Genomic DNA, 16691 nt, shown 5'->3' with positions numbered 1-16691 from the left:
GCGTACGGTCCGAGCATGCCACCCTCCCCGCGTCGCTGGGCGATCCTGGCGGTCGGCGTGCTCGCCCAGACCGGTGCCTGCGCGTTCGTCTACGGTGTCCCGTTCCTCGTCCCCACCCTGCGAGACGAGCTCGGTCTCTCCCTCGCCGAAGCGGGCACCTACGTCGCGGCGCCGACGGTGGGCCTGCTGCTCACCCTGATCGCCTGGGGCGCGGCGGCGGACCGGTTCGGCGAGCGCCGGGTGATGGCGCTCGGTCTCGGGCTGACCACGGTGTCGGTGGGCGCGGTCGCCTTGGCGACGCCCGGCTCCCCCGCCGCGGTCCTGGGTCTGCTCGCCGTCGGCGGTGCCGCGGCGGCGTCGGTGTTCGCCGCGAACGGCCGCATGATCATGGGGTGGTTCCCGCGGACCGAGCGGGGGCTCGCCATGGGGATCCGCCAGACGTCGCAACCCCTCGGGGTGGCGCTGGCGGGCCTCGTCCTGCCCGGGCTGGCGCAGCGGACCGGGGCGTTCCCCGCCCTCGTCGTGCCTGCCGCGGTCTGCCTGGTGGCGGCGGTACTGGTGGTCGTGGTCGTGCGGGACCCGGCGCGACCGCCGCGGACCGCCGAGGGGGCCGTCGGCACGCCCTACCGCTCCCCCGTCCTCTGGCGGGTGCACGCGGCCAGCGCGATGCTCGTGGTGCCGCAGTTCGCCTTCAGCGCCTTCGGCACGGAGTACCTGGTCCGCCAGCAGGGCTGGGGCGTGGCCGGGGCGGGCGCCTTCGTCGCGGTGGTCCAGATCGCGGGGGCGGTGTCCCGCATCGGGTCCGGCGTGTGGTCGGACCGGGTGGGCTCCCGGCTTCGGCCGATGCGCCAGCTCGCCGTGGGGGCGGTCCTGGTGCTGCTCGTGTTCGCCCTCGGCGACGCCGTGGCCCCGTGGCTCGCGGTCGTCGCGCTGGCCGTCGGCGGGATCGTCACGGTGGCGGACAACGGGCTGGCGTTCACGGCGGTCGCGGAGATCGCCGGGTCCGCCTGGTCCGGGCGCGCGCTCGGGATCCAGAACACCGGGCAGAACGTCGCGTCCTCGCTGACCCCGGTCGCGCTCGGCGCGCTGGTCGGGGTGACCGGCTACGCCGTCGGGTTCGCGGTGGCGGCGGTGGCGCCGCTGCTCGCCGTCGGGCTCACGCCGGTCCGGGACGAGCAGGAGCCGAGCTGGTGAGCCCGGCGGCGAGGAACCGCAGCTCGGGGGTCATGTCGGTGCGCGCGGCGGACTCGACCGCCGCGTGCCGGAAGACCGAGTGCCGGTAGCTGACCGCCGAGGCCAGCAGCATCGCCGCGCTGTCGACGTCCCCGGTCGCTCCGGACTCGGCCAGGACCGCGCGGATCTCGGCCACGAGGGCGTCGAACCGCTGGTGCAGCGCGTCCCGCACCGCGGGATGGGTGTCCGCCTCGCGCCAGAGCAGGTGGGACAGCACGGCCGAGGAGTCCAGTAGGGCGTCCAGCACGGCGACGAGCCGGCACAGGCTCGCCTCCACGTCCCCGGGGACGACGACCGCGGCCCGGTCGATCCGCTCCCGGGGCAGCCGCTCGACCAGCGCCTCGAGCAGGTCCGCCTTGCGCGCGAAGTAGTAGTGCACCAGGCCCTTCGGCACCTCGGCGCGGGCGGCGATCCGCGAGGTGGGGGTGGCGTCGAAGCCCTTCTCGGCGAAGAGCTCCTCCGCGGCGGCGAGGATCCGCTCGCGGGTCGGTTCGGGTGCGGTCATCGGAACACATCCTGACACGCGGGAGGCCGCGACCCGTGCGGTCGCGGCCCCCCGCCTTCCCTCGACGGACCTAGTGGGCGGCCACCCCGCGGTGCGCGGTCTGCGCCGCCGGCAGTGCGGTCGCGGCGACGACCACCGCGAGGACACCGCCGACCCACGAGACCCACGACGCGCCCGTCAGGTCGCTGTAGCCCATCACCCACGGGGCGATGAACAGCAGCACACCCAGCACGCCGTGCACCCACTCGCTCGCCACCGAGCCCGGCTGCGCCAGCGACCACAGCGCCGTCAGAGCCAGGACCACGCCGAGGACGACGAGCGTCCACACCGCGGCCGTGCTGGTGGCCACCACGATGGGCGACAAGGCCACCAGGACACCGATCACCAGGGCGACCCAGTCCTGCCAGCGCGTCCACACCTTCGCGGTCATCGCGATCACTTCCCTCCAGAGGACTTACCGATGCCTCAGGTCTACGCCTTGACTGGCCGCCCGGTCAAGAGTGATCGCGGCGACACCACAAGCGCGCGACAAGTGCTGCCCAAGCGGGTCGCCCCACTCTGGGGGCACCGACTTGCGGCACGGAGGAGGAGCGGACATGACCTGCCCCACCAGCACCCCGAACCTGATGGGGCTTCGCGGGCTACACCGGACCATGCAGGCCGATCTGCACCGGCTGACCGCACTGGTGGAGCGGCTCGCGGACCTGCGGGCGGGGATCGGGACGAAGCGGGCCAAGGCCCTCGAGGCGTGGGTGCGCGGACTGTGCGCTGAGATCCACCACCACCACGCGGCCGAGGACCGGGTCGTGTGGCCGGTGGTCTCGCGGTACGCGGACGACGGGCTCGCCGACGTCGAGCACACGGAGCTCGGCCCGCTGCTCGACGAGGTCCGCGAGGCCGCGGCCCTGGTCGTCGCCGGCCCCTCGGCCGAGCTGCCCGCACAGGCCGGGGCACTGGCCGGGCGGCTCGCGCGCCTGCGAGACGCCCTCGACCGGCACGTCGAGACCGTGGAGGGCCGACTGTTCCCGCTCGTCGAGCGGTGCGTCCCCGCGGACGAGTGGGCCGCGGTCGTGAAGGGCCTGCAGCGGATGCCCGGCGGACCCTCGGCGGCCTTCCGGGTGCCGCGGATCGTCGACCTCGCGACCCCCGAGGAGTGGGAGGCGATGCGCGCCCACGCCGGCCCGGCCCTGCCGCTGCTCGCCGTCCTCCTGGGCCCGGCCCACCGCCGTCGGGAGCGGCTGGTCTTCGGCTGACGCTCGGGGACCCCGAGCGTCGCTCCGTGGCGCTCGGGGACCCCGAGTGGCGCTCCATGGCGCTCGGGGAGCCCGAGTGGCGCTCCATGGCGCTCGGGGAGCCCCGAGTGGCGCGGCCGACGCTGCCGACCTAACGCCTGCCCGCCGTGGCCGCCCGCGCGAGGAGCGGGAGGTACTCGTCGAGCACCCACGGGATCGAGAGCACCGACGGGCTCGAGCTCGCCGCCACCCGGTCCGCCCCGACGATCGGCGCGAACCCCCCGGCCCGGAACGCGGGCATCTGCTGCACGGCGGTGTCGGCGGTGAACGCCGCGGCCAGGTCCTCGGTCCCGAAGAAGCCGACCAGCAGGTCCGACTGCACGCGCGGGACCAGCTCGGCGCTGACCGTGTAGTACACCGCGTCCCCGCCCGGCGCGTTCTCCTCGACGAACGGCGCGGTCCGCAGCCCGAGGTCCTCCAGCAGCCGCACCCGGACGTCCGTGGGTCGGAAGACGCCGAGCTGCCCGCCGTCCATCCCTCCGGTGTAGACGAACGTCGCCCCGCGGAGCTGCGGGTACTCCTGCACCGCGGCCGCGAGCCGGGACCGGGTGGACACGACCAGCTCCTCGGCGCGGGTGCTGCGCCCGAGCGCCCGCCCCGCGATCCGGGTCTGCTCCTGCCAGCTCGTGGCGTACGCGGTCTCGGGGTAGGCGACCACGGGCGCGATCCGCGAGAGCGTGGCGTACTGCTCCTGCGTGAGCCCGGAGTAGGTGGCCAGGATCAGGTCCGGGGCCGCGGCGGCGATCTCCTCGAAGGCGATCGGCTCCAGCGAGCGGCCCACGACCCGCGGCATCTCCTTGCCCGCCAGGGCCTCCCGCACCCACGGCAGCACGCCCTCGGCGTCCCCGCCGTAGTCGAAGAACGGCATGGCGACCGGGACCACGCCCAGCGCGATCGCCACGTCCTGGTTCGCGGCGCTCACCGTGGCGACCCGGGTCGGCTCGGCCTCGATCGTCGTCTCGCCGAAGGCGTGCGGGATGGTGACCGGGAACCCGGCGGCGGAGGCCCGGCTGCCGGTCGCGACCTCCCCGGAGCAGGCCGCGAGGACCGTCGCCGAGGCGGCCAGCATCCCGGTGCGGACGAAGGTGCGGCGGGAGAGGACGGGCACGGGCGGACTCCGGGGGGTCGACGACGAAGTACACCCTAACTCGGACATCTCACCCATGCCCCGGGGCCCGTGGCGACGCCGCCATACTGAGTACGTGTTCGGTCGCGGCAAGAAGGACCAGAAGGCGCTCGCCTCGGTGTTGGACCTGCTGGAGCAGCGGGCGCTGTTCGCCGACAAGGTCGACTGGTCGACCGTGCGACCGGAGATCGCCGCCGCGGCGGACGATCCCGAGCAGCTGGAGCTGAAGCTGTTCCACCTCGTCCGCGAGGTCGGAGGACCGCACGGCGGGGTGCGCAGACCCCGCAGGCCACCCGTCGAGCCGGAGCTGCCGACCGTCGAGATGCAGGGCGAGGCCGCCGTCGTGGCGCTACCCGCGTGCGCGGAGCAGGACGCGCGGGCGTACGCGGAGGCCGGGCGGTCGGCGCTGGAGGGCGTCGAGCCGGAGCGGTGGATCGTGGACCTGCGCGGCAACGGCGGCGGGGCGATGTGGCCGATGCTCGCGGCGGTCGCGCCCCTGCTGCGGGGGGACGGCGAGATCGGCGCGTTCGTCGACCGGGACGGCGGCCGGATCCCGTGGACCCTGCGCGACGGCGCCGTGGGGATGGGCGGGATCGCACAGGCGCTGGGTTTGAAGGGCCGCCGCGAGGGTGCCGTCTCGGTCCTGACCGACGGGTACACGGCCGGCTCGGGTGAGGCCGTCGCCGTCGCGTTCCGGGGGCTGCCGGACGTGCGCTCCTACGGCGCCCCGACCCTGGGCCTGAGCACGGGCATCGAGTCCGCCGCCCTGCCCGACGGCCTGGTGGTCAGCGTCGCGACCAGCCGGTTCGCCGACCGGGCGGGCACGGTCTACGGCTCCCGGATCGCCCCGGACGTACCCTCGGAGGACCCGTTGTCCATGGCCCTCTGGGACCTCTGACGGGGCCTGTCGTCGCAGCTCCACCAGAGCGCGGTCGTGCGTGACGATCGAGCGTAGGGCCGAGCATCACACGGGGAGCAGGGCCTCCACCACGTCCGCCAGCTGGGCCGCGGTGCGGCACTCGTGCATCGGGATGACGTCCGCGTACCGGGTCGCCGCGGAGTCCCCCGTCCCCCACTGCCTGCGGGGCTCGGGGTTGAGCCAGTGCGCGTGTCGCGCCTGCCCGACCATCCGCTTGACGATCGTGAGGTTGGGGTCGCGGTAGTTCGTCCGCCCGTCCCCCAGGATGAGCAGCGAGGTCTTCGAGGTGATCGCCTCTCCCCAGTGCTCGGCGAACGTGCCCAGCGCGTGGCCGTAGTCGCTGTGTCCGTCGAAGGCGGTCAGGTCGGCCTCGCGCAGCACCCTCTGCATGACGCCGGACAGCTCGGCTCCTGGCTCGAACAGGTGCGTGACCTCGTCCGTCCTCTCGACGAACGCGAACACCCTGACCTTGGAGAACTGCTCGCGCAGCGCCTGGACCAGCAACAACGTGAAGTGCGAGAACCCGGCGACGGATCCGGAGACGTCGCACAGCACGACCAGCTCGGGGCGGCCCGGTCGGCGGGTCCTGTAGGCGGGCTTCATCGGCACCCCGCCGGTGGACATCGACCGGCGCAGCGTCCGGCGCAGGTCCAGCTGCCCCCGCTTGGCGTGCTTGCGGCGCACCGCGAGCCTGCTGGCCAGCCTGCGCGCCAACGGGTGCACGGTGCGGCGGAGCTGGGTCAGCTGCTCGGCGTAGGCGGAGAGGAACTCGACCTGCTCGGTCTGCTTCGGCACAGCGGTCCTGGCCACCTGGTCCCGGCCGCGCTGCTCGGCGGTGCGGCGGCGGACCTCGTCCTGTACCAGCTGTCGGAAGCGGGCGATCCGGTCCCGGATCTCCCGACGACGCACCTCGTCCTGGAAGTCGCTCTCCTCGTCCTGGCGCAGCGCGTCCATGATCCGCGCGAGCAGCGTCTCCGGCGAGAGCAGCCGCAGCGCCTGGTAGGCGGACCAGCTCGGGTTGCGGCTCTGTCCCTGGACGCCGCGGCCGGTGGCGCCGGACCGCCCCAGCGCGTCCACGGCGGCGCGGGCCAGCTCGCGCAGCTTCTCCTCGTCCCCGTCTCGCAGGAGGTCGGCGAGCATGTCCCGCAGCGCGTCGATGTCCACGGGCCCCGGCTCGCCGTCCTCGCCCTCACCGCGGGGGATCTCGAGGTCTCCGCTGCCCGCGCCCAGCGCGGGCGGGAAGTACAGGTCGAAGAGGGTGTCGAACACCTGCCGCTGGCCCGAGCGGCGCAGCAACGCCGCGGCCAGGCCCTCGCGGAGCTCGGTGCGGCGCAACAGGTCCAGGGCGGTGATGACCTCCGCCGCGTCGACCGTCTCGCCCGGCCCGACGGACACCCCGTGCGTGCGCAGGGCACCGACGAAGGCGACCAGGTGACCGGGGAGCCCGTGCTCCGGGGCGACGATCATGTCAGTTCAACCTCAGCTCCGTGGTCGCCTTGACCTGGTCCGACTGGTGCTTGAGGACGACGCCCAGGGTGGTGCGGACGGCGTCGTCGTCCAGGGTGTCCATGCCGAGGGCCAGCAGGGTGCGGCCCCAGTCGATGGTCTCCGCGACGGAGGGGACCTTGCGCAGCTCCATCGCCCGCAGCACCCGCACGGTGCGGACCAGCTGGTCCACCAGCGCCTCGGGCAGCTCCGGCACGCGGGTCAGCACGATCCGGCGCTCGAGGTCGGCGTCGGGGAAGTCCAGGTGCAGGAACAGGCAGCGGCGCTTGAGCGCCTCGGACAGCTCTCGGGTGGAGTTGGAGGTCAGCAGCGCGAAGGGCTTGCGCGTCGCCGTGACCGTGCCCATCTCGGGGATCGAGACCTGGTAGTCCGACAGGACCTCGAGCAGCAGGCCCTCGACCTCGACGTCCGCCTTGTCCATCTCGTCGATCAGCAGGACGGTGGGCTCGTCCCGGCGGATCGCGGTGAGCAGCGGGCGCGGGAGCAGGAACTCCTCGGAGAAGACGTCGTCCCGGGTGGCGTCCCAGTCCTCCTGGCCCTGGCCCGCGGTGATCCGCAACAGCTGCTTGGCGTGGTTCCACTCGTACAGCGCGCGGGCCTCGTCGATGCCCTCGTAGCACTGGAGCCGGACGAGCCCGGACTCCGTCGACGCGGCGACGGCCTTCGCGAGCTCGGTCTTGCCGACGCCGGCGGGCCCCTCCACCAGGAGCGGCTTGCCGAGGCGGTCGGCGAGGTACACGGTCGTCGCGACGGCGGTCGAGGCGAGGTAGCCCACGCGCTCGAGGCGCTCGGTGACCTCGTCGACCGAACCGAACAGCGGTGACTGGGTGGCCTTCACTCCGCCATCTTCCCTTCTGATCGGCCGTTCAGCTATCCGTGAGGTCCGCATCACACCTTGACGCAACCCATCGATTGCCATAACCTGAGTCGCAACCAAGCAGTTGCTATAGGAGGACACCATGGCGTTCCCGGACCGGATCGAGCGGACCGTCGAGCTCGCCCACCCGCCGGCCCGGGTCTGGACCGCACTGACCACCGCCGAGGGCCTGGCGTCCTGGTTCGGCCACGAGGCGGAGATCGACCTGCGCCCCGGCGGCGCCGGGGTGCTGCGCTGGCCGGACCACGTCTCGCCGATCCGGGTCGAGCGGGTGGAGGAACCGCGGGCCTTCGGCTTCACGTGGCCCGTCCACGGCCTCCCGGAGGGCGACCCGCGGCGCACCTACGTCGAGTTCACGCTGGAGGCGACGGACGGCGGGACCCGGCTCACGGTCGTCGAGACGGGGTTCGCGCAGCTGTCCGCGGCGGCCCACGACACGGCCTTCGGCGGGAACGTGAAGGGCTGGGCCGCCGAGCTGGGCGACCTGGTGGCCAGCCTCGCCGCGTGAGCACGGATCCCGAGCTCGTCGCGGAGGGGGTGTTCACCGCCCTCGCCGACCCCACCCGGCGGGCCCTGCTCGCCGAGCTGGCCGCGCACGGCCCCGCCACCGCGACCGACCTCGCCGAGCGGCTGCCGATCAGCCGTCAGGCGATCGCGAAGCACCTCGCGCTGCTCGCCGACACCGGCCTGGTCACCGCCGAACCCGGCGAACGGCGGCGGGTGCGCTACCGCCTGCGCTCCGCGCCGATGCGGACCGCCCAGCAGTTCCTCGCCGCGCTCGCCCGGGACTGGGACGACCGGCTGGACGCCCTAACCGCACATCTGACGGAGGTGGAGCGTGCGGAACCGACCATCGAGGCGGAGGTGGAGCGTGCGGAACCGACCATCAAGGAGGAGGACACATGATCGTCTCAGCGCTGCAGTGGGAGACCGCCCGGCAGGAGCTCCTCGTCCGGGAGAAGGAGCTCATGCGCGCGCACGACGCGCTGGCCGCCGCTCGGCGTCGGATGCCCTGGCAGGAGGTGGGTTCCTACTCCTTCTCCGGCCCTGCCGGACGGGTGTCCCTGGAGGAGCTGTTCGCGGGCCGCCGCCAGCTCGTGGTGTACCGCGCGTTCTTCGAGGAGGGCGTCTTCGGCTGGCCGGAGCGGCCGTGTCGGGGCTGCTCGATGATCGCCGACCACATCGGGGACCTCGCCCACGTGAACGCCCGCGACACGACGTTCGTGTTCGCCTCGCGCGCCCCGCAGGAGGACATCGTGGCCATGAAGGAGCGCATGGGCTGGACCCTGCCCTGGTACACGATGACCGACTCGTTCGACGAGGACTTCGGCGTGCACGAGTGGCACGGCACCAACGTGTTCGTGCGCGCGGAGGGCGAGGTCTACCGCACCTACTTCGTCAACAACCGGGGCGACGAGTCCCTGGGCAGCACCTGGAGCATCCTCGACCTGACGCCGTGGGGCAGGCAGGAGGAGTGGGAGGACTCCCCCACCGGGACCCCGCAGGGCAAGCCCTACGAGTGGTGGGACTGGCACGACTCCTCCACCTCGGGTCCCGCGCCGCAGGAGTGGCGGGAGAAGGTGGAGGGCGGGATCGCGGCCTTCGATTCCGCCGCCCATCCGGCCGCCCGTCCACAGGGTTGTTGCGGCCGGTGAGGTTCCTGTCGGGGGTGGGCGCCACCATGGGGGCATGACCACTGCGCCGAAGACCCTCGTGGCCGAGCAGGACCTCCGCACGCGCGCCGAGGAGATCCTCGGCACCCTGGCGGGTGAGGGCGCCCGGCTGCGCGAGGACCAGTGGACCGCGATCCACGCCCTCGTCGCCGAGAAGCGCCGCGCGCTCGTCGTGCAGCGCACGGGGTGGGGCAAGTCGGCGGTGTACTTCCTGGCCACGGCCCTGCTCCGGGAACAGGGCGCGGGACCCACGGTGATCGTCTCACCGCTGCTCGCGCTCATGCGCAACCAGATCGACGCGGCCACCCGGGCCGGGATCGTCGCGGTCACCGTCAACTCCGCGAACCTGGACGAGTGGGAGCAGACCTACGCGGACATCGACGCGGGCGAGGTGGACGTCCTGCTCGTCAGCCCGGAGCGGCTCAACAACCCGGACTTCCGGGACCGGGTGCTCCCCCGGCTCACCGCGTCGGCGGGGATGCTGGTGGTGGACGAGGCGCACTGCGTCTCGGACTGGGGGCACGACTTCCGGCCGGACTACCGGCGGCTGCGCAACCTGATCGCCGAGCTGCCTGCGGGCATCCCGGTGCTGGCCACCACGGCCACCGCGAACGACCGGGTCGTCACGGACGTCACCGAGCAGCTGGGCCTCGACCCTGCCGACGGCCCCTCCGCTGACGCTCCGCGGCGCCGCGATCCGCTGGTCCTGCGCGGCTCGCTGGACCGGTCCTCGCTGCGGCTGTCCGTGGTGTCGATCAAGTCGCCCGCCGACCGGTTGGCCTGGCTGGCCTCGCGGCTGGACGAGCTGCCCGGCGCCGGGATCGTCTACACGCTGACCATCCAGGCCGCCGAGGAGGTCGCGGAGTTCCTGCGCTCCCGCGGGTACGCGGTGCGGTCCTACACCGGCAGGACCGACCCGGAGGCCCGGCTGGACGCGGAGGGCGACCTGCTGGCGAACCGGGTGAAGGCCCTGGTGGCCACCTCCGCGCTGGGCATGGGGTTCGACAAGCCGGACCTCGGGTTCGTCGTGCACCTCGGGGCGCCGGCGTCCCCGGTGGCGTACTACCAGCAGATCGGGCGTGCGGGGCGTGCGCTGGACCGGGCGGAGGTCGTGCTGCTGCCGGGCCAGGAGGACCGGGAGATCTGGGCCTACTTCGCGTCCTTGGCGTTCCCGCCGGAGCCGCTGGTGCGCCAGACCCTCGCGGCGCTCTCCGCGCACCCGGTGTCCACCGCGTCGCTGGAGACCCGGGTGGACCTCTCCCGCACCCGGCTGGAGATGCTGCTCAAGGTGCTCGACTCGGACGGCGCGGCCAAGCGGGTCAAGGGCGGCTGGATCGGCACCGGCGAGGAGTGGGTCTACGACCGGGAGCGGCACGCCCGCGTCGCGGAGGCCCGCAGGACCGAGCAGCAGGCGATGCTGGACTACCTCGCCACCACCGAGTGCAGGCTCGTGTTCCTGCGCCGCCAGCTGGACGACCCGGACCCCACCCCCTGTGGCCGGTGCGACGTCTGCAGCGCCTCGGTCTGGTCGCCCGAGGTGTCCGCGGAGGTGTCGGCCGCGGCGCAGGAGCGGCTGCAGAAGCCGGGTGTCGAGATCGCGCCGCGGAAGATGTGGCCCAGCGGGATGAAGGAGATCGGGGTGCCGCTGTCCGGGCGGCTGAAGGCGGACGAGGTCGCCGAGCCCGGGCGCGCCGTGGGCAGGCTGTCGGACATCGGCTGGGGCACCCGGCTGCGCGAGCTGCTGTCCGGGCCGGACCAGCCGGTGCCGAAGGACCTGCTGGACGCGGTGGTCCGCGTCCTGGCCGGGTGGGAGTGGGCCGAGCGGCCGGTCGGCGTGGTGGGGATCGGGTCGCGCACGCGCCCCGGCCAGCTGGAGCACCTCGCCCGGCGGATCGCGGAGATCGGGCGGCTGCCGCTGCTGGGCACGCTGGAACCGGTCGGCGCGCGTCCCGGGGCGCACGAGAACTCGGCGCAGCGGCTGGCGGCGGTGTGGGAGGCGTTCGGCGGGCCACCGGACCTCTCCGCGGTGGGTGGCCCGGTGCTGCTGGTGGACGACGTCGTCGACTCGGGCTGGACCATGACGGTCGCGGCCCGCGCCCTGCGCCGGGCGGGCGCCCCCGCCGTCCTGCCCCTCGCCCTGGCTCTGGACGGCTGAACCCACCCCGCCGCCTAGCGCATCGAGGTCGTCCCGCTGCGCGGTGGGGGGCGATCGGGGAACCACGTGGGTGTAATACGTTCGCGCCGTTCCCCGTCGGACGCGCGGTTCCCCCGGACCGCGAGAGGAAGGACGTCCCCCGTGAGCACTCTCGAGACCATCCTGACCGACCCGGCCCGGCGTCCCGCCGTCGTCGCCGACCTCAACGAGCTGGTCGGGCAGGAGGTGAAGGACAAGGGCGGGATGTCCGGCGCCGCGGTGAAGCTGGGCTACCAGACCGTGTCGAAGATCCGCCCGGGCGTCGTCCCGGCCGCGGTCGACCGGATGCTGCCGCAGTTCGCAGGCGCCCTGCAGCCCTTCTACGCCGACTACCGGGCCAACCCGGCCGGAGACTTCGGCAGCTACCTCGCCGCGCGCGAGACCGAGGCCGCGGACGCACTGCTGGCCGTCACGGACCGCCGGGCCGAGGGCTCGTCGTCGGAGGCGCTGCGGAAGGCCTACTCCAAGCTGCGCCCGAACGCCCAGAAGAACGTCGTCGAGGCGCTGCCGCGGCTCGGCTCGCTGATCGACAAGCACGCCGCGGGCGCGTGAGCCGCGGGCGCGTGAGCCGCGGGCGCGTGAGCCGCGGGCGGGGCGCCGGCGGACCGGCGCTCCGCCACCCGGCGCGCGGCAGGCGGGGAACCCGCCTCAGCCGACCGGTGCCTCGTCGGCGCAGGGCTCGCCCAGCAGCCGCGCGACCAGCCGCTCGCTGAGCCCCAGCGGCTCCCCGCGCCACTGCTGGTCCGCGTAGTCCAGCAGCTCGGCGGCGACGAGCTGCCCGACCGGCCCGGGATAGCGGTCCAGGGCGGCCTCGACCGCCCGCCGCACCCGCGCGGTGTGCTCCGTCGCGCCCGCCCGCGGCCTGGGCGGGCCCGGCCGCAGGGTCCGGATCGGGCCCGTGGTGAACCCGCGCGCGGGCGGTTGGGCGAGCACGTCGGCCAGGATGCGGTCCGGGGTCACGCCTCGGACTCGGCCGGCGCTCAGATGCCGTTAACCTGCACGCGTGCCCAGTGATCGAGTCCTGAAGACCATGAACGCCGCCCACCGGGCGCTGTTGCGGGTGACCCGCGGACGGATCGGCTACGCCGCGGGGGACATGCCCGTCGTCGAGCTCACCACCATCGGCCGCCGCAGCGGCGAGCCCCGGACGGTGCTCCTCACCGCACCCGTGGTCGAGGGCGACCGCTACATCGTCGTGGCGTCCCGCGGCGGCGACGACCGCCATCCGGCCTGGTTCCTCAACCTGCGCGCCGAGCCCGCGGTCCGGGTCTCCGTCCAAGGTGGACCGACGCGGCCGATGCGCGCCGAGGTCGTCGGTGCGGACGAGCGCCCGGAGCTGTGGGCCCGGATCGCGGGCCGCCACCGCAACTACGCGGGCTACCAGAAGCGCACCGAGCGCGAGATCCCGCTGGTCCGCCTCAGCCCGGTGTGAGCCCGGCTCACCGCCCCACCAGCTCGGCCAGCAGGGCCGCCGCGCGGGCCGCGCCGTCCCTCGGGACCGGCAGGTAGTCCACCGGGGTGCGCAGCGCGGTGAGGACGGCCTCCGCGATCCGGTCGGGATCGGCCTCGGTGAACTCCAGCTGCGCACCGGCCCCGTGCCTGCGCAGCCGGTGCGCCACGTGGATCCGCTGCTCGAAGTGTCCGGCGAGGGGGACGGAGACGAACGGGCGGTGGGCCGCGACCAGCTCCATCGTCGTCGTCAGGCCGCCCTGGACGAGCGCGACGTCGCAGGCCGCGACGTGGCGGCGCAGGTCCGGCAGGTACCCGTGCAGGTCGACGCCCGGGTGCGGCTCGAGCACGATGCGCGGCCCCGTGACCAACACGAGCCGCAGCCCCGGCACCGCGCGGACCAGCGCCGGGCGCGCGGCGAGCACCCGCCGCAGCAGCGGCAGCCCGACCGCGGTGCCGCCCACCGTCACCAGGCAGACGGTCTCGCCCTCGGCGTAGCCCAGCGCGGCGCGGGCCTCGGCCCGGTCCACCGGCGGCGGCGCGACGTACCCGGGGAAGGCGAAGTGTGCGGTGGTCCACTCGCGCACGGTCGGCAGCCCCGGGCCCAGGGGCAGGTCGACGAGGTCCGCGCGCTCCCCCACGAACACCGACCGGTCCCGGACCGTCGGGTGCCGTGCCACGTGGTCGATCATCTCCGCGTTGCGGTCGGCGATCAGCACGGCGTCCGGGTCGGCGTCGGTGACGGGCAGCCAGCCGACGAAGTCCGTCAGCCAGGCGAACGGCGCCCGCTTGAGCTCCGGGTTCTCGTGCAGGTAGCGGTCGACCTCCCAGCCCTCGTCGGCGACGACCAGGTCGACGGGATCGGCGGCGAGGACGTCGTCGAGCAGGTGGAAGTGGGAGAGCAGGATGTCGTCCATCCGGCGCAGGGCGTCGAAGGCGCGCAGGTCGTGCTCGCCTGCCAGGGACTCGACGTGCGCCGACTCGCTGACCAGCAGCCGGGACCCCGGGTGCACGCACTCGCCGCGCGCCGCGAACGCCGCGGCGACGGGCTCGCCCGCCAGCCACTCGACCTGCAGGTCCGGCCGCAGCGCGCTCAGCTCGTCGACGATCGCGAGGTCGCGGGCGGCGTGCCCGAGCCCGATCGACGACGTGACGACGAGGGCGCGCGGCGGGCGGCCGATCCCCCGCCTGCGCACCACGGGGGCGGGCCGCGGGGCGAACCGCTCGAGGAACCCGGTGAGCAGGCCGTTGAACCGCACCGGGTCCCGCAGCTGCGGCACGTGCCCGCTGCCCTCCATGACCACCAGCTCGCCGCCGGACCAGCGGGCCAGGTCCTCACTCACCGCGAGCGGGACGATCCCGTCCCGGTCCCCGTGCACCAGCAGCACGGGGCACCGGACCGACCGCGCCGTGGCCTCGACCGCGCAGTCCTCGACGATCCCGGTGTAGGTCGCGACGAGCACCTCCGGGGTGGTCTGCAGCGCCCACTCCAGCCCGTCCGCGACGGCGGTCTCCGAGTGCGCCTCCGGGAACATCAGGCGCAGGTACCACTCGGCGAACCCGGCGTGGTCGGCCAGCCAGCGCCTGCGGCTGACCATCCCGCTCCCGGTCTCGAAGTCCGGCGGGACGACGGTGGGGAACGCCGGCGCGATGATCACCGCGCCCTGCACGCGGTCCGGGTGCCGGGCGGCGAGCTGCAGCGCGAACCGCCCGCCCCGCGACACCCCGGCGACCACCGCCCGCTCGACCCCCAGCTCGTCCAGGACCGCGAGCGCGTCCCCCACGTGCGCGGCGTCGGTGTAGGCCGCGGGATCGGTCGGCCGGTCCGCCCCGCCCTGGCCCCGCGTCTCGAGCACCGCGGTCCGGTACCGGCGGGCCAGGTGCGGGACCTGGAACCGCCACTGCCGCCGGTCCACGATCGGCCACGACGGCAGCAGCAGGACTGTCGGGTCGCCGCTGCCGAAGACCTCGTAGGGAACCCGGACGCCGTCGTGGCACACGGCCCCGACGACGTCCGGCTCCCGCGCGCGCACTCAGCCCACCCGGGCGGGCTCGGTGAGGAAGGCCGAGACGATCGCGGCGAACTCCGCCGCCCGCACGGCGGGCACCGAATGGTTCCCTCCCGGAACCTCCACGTCCCTGGTCTGCGGCAGGAGGTCCCGCACGGCCCGGCGGCCCTGGGCGAAGAACGGGCCGCTGGCGGCCCCGCCGACCGTGAGCACCGGGCAGGTCAGCCCGGCCCCGAGCGTGGGGTCCGGTGCCCATGCGGTGGCCGCGACGAGGTCGCCCTCGAAGGTCGCGGCGGCGTCCCGGCGCGCGGCCGCAACCGCCCCGGGGATCAGCTCGTCGGACTCCCGTCGCCACTGCGGCCCCCACACCGCCGCCATGAACCGGTCGAGGGCGGTATCGGTGTCCCCCGCCTGCCAGGCCTCCATGACCGGCCCCAGGAGGGCGGCCATCTCGCCCGCGGCGGGCACCGACATGATCGGCGGCTCGAACAGCGTGAGGCTCGCCGTGCGCTCCGGTGCGGTCGCCGCAGTCTCCAGCGCGACGAGGGCCCCCATCGACCAGCCGACGACGTGGGCACGGGGCGCACCGAGGGCGTCGAGGACGGCGAGGCAGTCGCGGGCGTCCGCGGCGGTGGAGGCGTTCGCGGGGCGCGAGGACTCGCCGAACCCCCGTCGATGGATCCGCGCGCACCGCCACCGGTCGGCCAGCAGCGCACTGGACGGCGCCAGCGCCTCGGCCATGACCGCCCCGTGGACCAGCAGGACCTGCTCGCCCGTGCCCTCGACCAGGACGGCGACCTCGCCGTCGTCGACGGTCACCCGCTCGGCGTTCACGGCCGGATCTCGTAGACCGCGTTGAACGGGGTCTCCGCCACCCGGCGGAAGCGGGTGAAGCCCGCGTCCGTGGCGATCCGGCGGATCGCGCTCTCCCCCGCCTGCGCCCCGAGGGCGTACCCGCCGGGCTGCGAGAGGCCGTTGGGGACGCAGAGCAGCGTCGAGAAGCCGTAGTACGCCCGGCCGACCGGGTTGGCGTTGTCCTCCGGCCGGTCGCCCGCGATCGGCTCGACGACCATCCACGTGCCGTCGTCCGCCAGCGCCTCCCGGACGTGCCGGGCCGCGCCGAGCGGGTCGCCCATGTCGTGCAGGCAGTCGAACATGGTGACCAGGTCGTACCCGGTGCCGGTGAAGGTCTGCGCGGTGGCCACCTCGAACTCGACGTGCCCCGTGACCCCGGACTCGACCGCGGCCATGCGGGCCAGCTCGATCGATCCGGCGTGGTAGTCGGAGCCCCGCACCCGCGCCCGCGGGTACGCCTCGCCCAGCAGCACCGACGAGGCACCCGCGCCGCAGCCCACGTCGGCCACGGTGGCGCCCGCCTGCAGAGCCTGCTCGACGCCGTCGAGCGCGGGGATCCAGCTCGAGGTGAGGTTCGCGACGTACCCCGGCCGGAAGAACCCGGCACAGCCCAGGTGCACGTCGGTGTCCTGTTCGTCCCAGCCCATCCCGGCGCCGGTGCGGAAGGCCTCGGTGATCCGCGGCTCGGCCTTGAGCGCCCCGAGGGCCAGCTGGAACGCCGCGGGCAGGTAGACCGGTCCGTTCGGGTCGGTGAGGCAGAAGGCCTGCTCGGCGTCCAGCGAGTACTCCCCCGACGCCGGGTCGTAGCCGACGTAGCCGCCCGCGGCCTGGCCGCGGGCCCACTCGGTGACGTAGCGGACGTCGCAGCCGCTCCGGGTGGCCAGCTCCTCCGGGGTCGCGGGGCCCGCGGCGAGGGCGCCGTAGAGCCCGAGGCGGTGTCCGATGACGACTCCCGCGGCGGTGGTCACCGCCCCGAGATCGCCGACGACACGGCCGACGAAGGCGGTGAGACGGCCCTCGTCGAGGACGGGATCGGTGGTGGTCATGAGGACT

Annotated in this window: 18 protein-coding genes; 9 read left to right on the top strand and 9 right to left on the bottom strand. The window is 74.5% G+C overall.

Annotated elements, in window-relative coordinates; genetic code table 11:
- Positions 1–15: 15 nt before the first annotated feature.
- Positions 16–1194 (top strand): MFS transporter, encoded by a 1179-nt coding sequence (locus tag ABD993_RS35775; protein WP_345428705.1) that lies wholly within the window; start codon positions 16–18, stop codon positions 1192–1194.
- Here ABD993_RS35775 and ABD993_RS35770 read toward each other — a convergent pair.
- Positions 1157–1738: a TetR/AcrR family transcriptional regulator gene (locus ABD993_RS35770; RefSeq protein ID WP_345428703.1), complete on the bottom strand. Its 582-nt coding sequence runs from the start codon at positions 1736–1738 to the stop codon at positions 1157–1159. The two genes, ABD993_RS35775 and ABD993_RS35770, sit on opposite strands and share 38 nt — an antisense overlap.
- 70 nt (positions 1739–1808) lie before the next feature.
- Complete coding sequence (locus ABD993_RS35765; RefSeq protein ID WP_345428701.1) at positions 1809–2168, bottom strand: SPW repeat domain-containing protein; 360 nt, start codon at positions 2166–2168, stop codon at positions 1809–1811.
- Between the two features lie 166 nt (positions 2169–2334).
- On the opposite strand from ABD993_RS35765, the gene ABD993_RS35760 reads away from it, so the two are divergent.
- The gene (locus tag ABD993_RS35760; RefSeq protein WP_345428699.1) at positions 2335–2991 is read left to right on the top strand and encodes a hemerythrin domain-containing protein; all 657 of its coding nucleotides are present in this window, start codon (positions 2335–2337) and stop codon (positions 2989–2991) included.
- Between the two features lie 130 nt (positions 2992–3121).
- Here the strand turns inward: ABD993_RS35760 and ABD993_RS35755 are convergent, their stop codons facing one another.
- Entirely contained in the window at positions 3122–4138 is a 1017-nt protein-coding gene (locus tag ABD993_RS35755) for an ABC transporter substrate-binding protein (protein ID WP_345428697.1), read from the bottom strand.
- Between the two features lie 94 nt (positions 4139–4232).
- Between ABD993_RS35755 and ABD993_RS35750 the strand changes: the two genes are divergently transcribed.
- A complete protein-coding gene (locus tag ABD993_RS35750; protein WP_345428695.1) occupies positions 4233–5054 on the top strand; it encodes a S41 family peptidase in 822 nt (273 codons plus the stop codon).
- Positions 5055–5120: 66 nt separating this feature from the next.
- On the opposite strand, the gene ABD993_RS35745 is transcribed toward ABD993_RS35750, so the two are convergent.
- Together ABD993_RS35745 and ABD993_RS35740 are read right to left on the bottom strand one after the other, a co-directional pair.
- Positions 5121–6542, bottom strand: coding sequence for a vWA domain-containing protein (locus tag ABD993_RS35745; RefSeq protein ID WP_345428693.1), 1422 nt, complete (start codon positions 6540–6542; stop codon positions 5121–5123).
- A 1-nt stretch (position 6543) separates the two neighbouring features.
- Positions 6544–7419 (bottom strand): AAA family ATPase, encoded by an 876-nt coding sequence (locus ABD993_RS35740; RefSeq protein WP_345428691.1) that lies wholly within the window; start codon positions 7417–7419, stop codon positions 6544–6546.
- Positions 7420–7540: 121 nt separating this feature from the next.
- On the opposite strand from ABD993_RS35740, the gene ABD993_RS35735 reads away from it, so the two are divergent.
- From ABD993_RS35735 to ABD993_RS35715, 5 genes are all read left to right on the top strand, one after another.
- A complete protein-coding gene (locus ABD993_RS35735; RefSeq protein WP_345428689.1) occupies positions 7541–7966 on the top strand; it encodes an SRPBCC domain-containing protein in 426 nt (141 codons plus the stop codon).
- The gene (locus tag ABD993_RS35730) at positions 7963–8364 is read left to right on the top strand and encodes a metalloregulator ArsR/SmtB family transcription factor (protein ID WP_345428688.1); all 402 of its coding nucleotides are present in this window, start codon (positions 7963–7965) and stop codon (positions 8362–8364) included. Before ABD993_RS35735 ends, ABD993_RS35730 begins: the two co-directional genes overlap by 4 nt.
- The gene (locus ABD993_RS35725; RefSeq protein WP_345428686.1) at positions 8361–9113 is read left to right on the top strand and encodes a DUF899 domain-containing protein; all 753 of its coding nucleotides are present in this window, start codon (positions 8361–8363) and stop codon (positions 9111–9113) included. The genes ABD993_RS35730 and ABD993_RS35725 overlap by 4 nt, the downstream gene beginning before the upstream one ends.
- Positions 9114–9147: 34 nt before the next feature.
- Positions 9148–11286, top strand: coding sequence for a RecQ family ATP-dependent DNA helicase (locus ABD993_RS35720; protein ID WP_345428684.1), 2139 nt, complete (start codon positions 9148–9150; stop codon positions 11284–11286).
- Between the two features lie 141 nt (positions 11287–11427).
- Positions 11428–11877 (top strand): DUF6918 family protein, encoded by a 450-nt coding sequence (locus tag ABD993_RS35715; protein WP_345428682.1) that lies wholly within the window; start codon positions 11428–11430, stop codon positions 11875–11877.
- Between the two features lie 96 nt (positions 11878–11973).
- Here ABD993_RS35715 and ABD993_RS35710 read toward each other — a convergent pair whose 3' ends face one another.
- Positions 11974–12285, bottom strand: coding sequence for a hypothetical protein (locus ABD993_RS35710; RefSeq protein WP_345428681.1), 312 nt, complete (start codon positions 12283–12285; stop codon positions 11974–11976).
- A 43-nt stretch (positions 12286–12328) separates the two neighbouring features.
- On the opposite strand from ABD993_RS35710, the gene ABD993_RS35705 reads away from it, so the two are divergent.
- Positions 12329–12757 (top strand): nitroreductase/quinone reductase family protein, encoded by a 429-nt coding sequence (locus ABD993_RS35705; protein WP_345428679.1) that lies wholly within the window; start codon positions 12329–12331, stop codon positions 12755–12757.
- A gap of 7 nt (positions 12758–12764) precedes the next feature.
- Here ABD993_RS35705 and ABD993_RS35700 read toward each other — a convergent pair whose 3' ends face one another.
- From ABD993_RS35700 to ABD993_RS35690, 3 genes are read right to left on the bottom strand one after another with little or no spacing between them, the layout of a single operon-like run.
- Entirely contained in the window at positions 12765–14807 is a 2043-nt protein-coding gene (locus ABD993_RS35700; RefSeq protein ID WP_345428677.1) for an alpha/beta hydrolase, read from the bottom strand.
- On the bottom strand, positions 14808–15617 hold the full coding sequence (locus ABD993_RS35695; protein ID WP_345428675.1) for an alpha/beta fold hydrolase: 810 nt from the start codon (positions 15615–15617) through the stop codon (positions 14808–14810).
- Complete coding sequence (locus tag ABD993_RS35690; protein WP_345428673.1) at positions 15614–16684, bottom strand: class I SAM-dependent methyltransferase; 1071 nt, start codon at positions 16682–16684, stop codon at positions 15614–15616. The genes ABD993_RS35695 and ABD993_RS35690 overlap by 4 nt, the downstream gene beginning before the upstream one ends.
- Positions 16685–16691: the final 7 nt, after the last annotated feature.

The organism is Pseudonocardia xishanensis, assembly GCF_039541715.1.
GTDB lineage: Bacteria > Actinomycetota > Actinomycetes > Mycobacteriales > Pseudonocardiaceae > Pseudonocardia > Pseudonocardia xishanensis.
The sequence above is the reverse complement of the archived record's forward strand: the minus strand, read 5'-3'. Positions and strand labels throughout refer to the sequence as shown.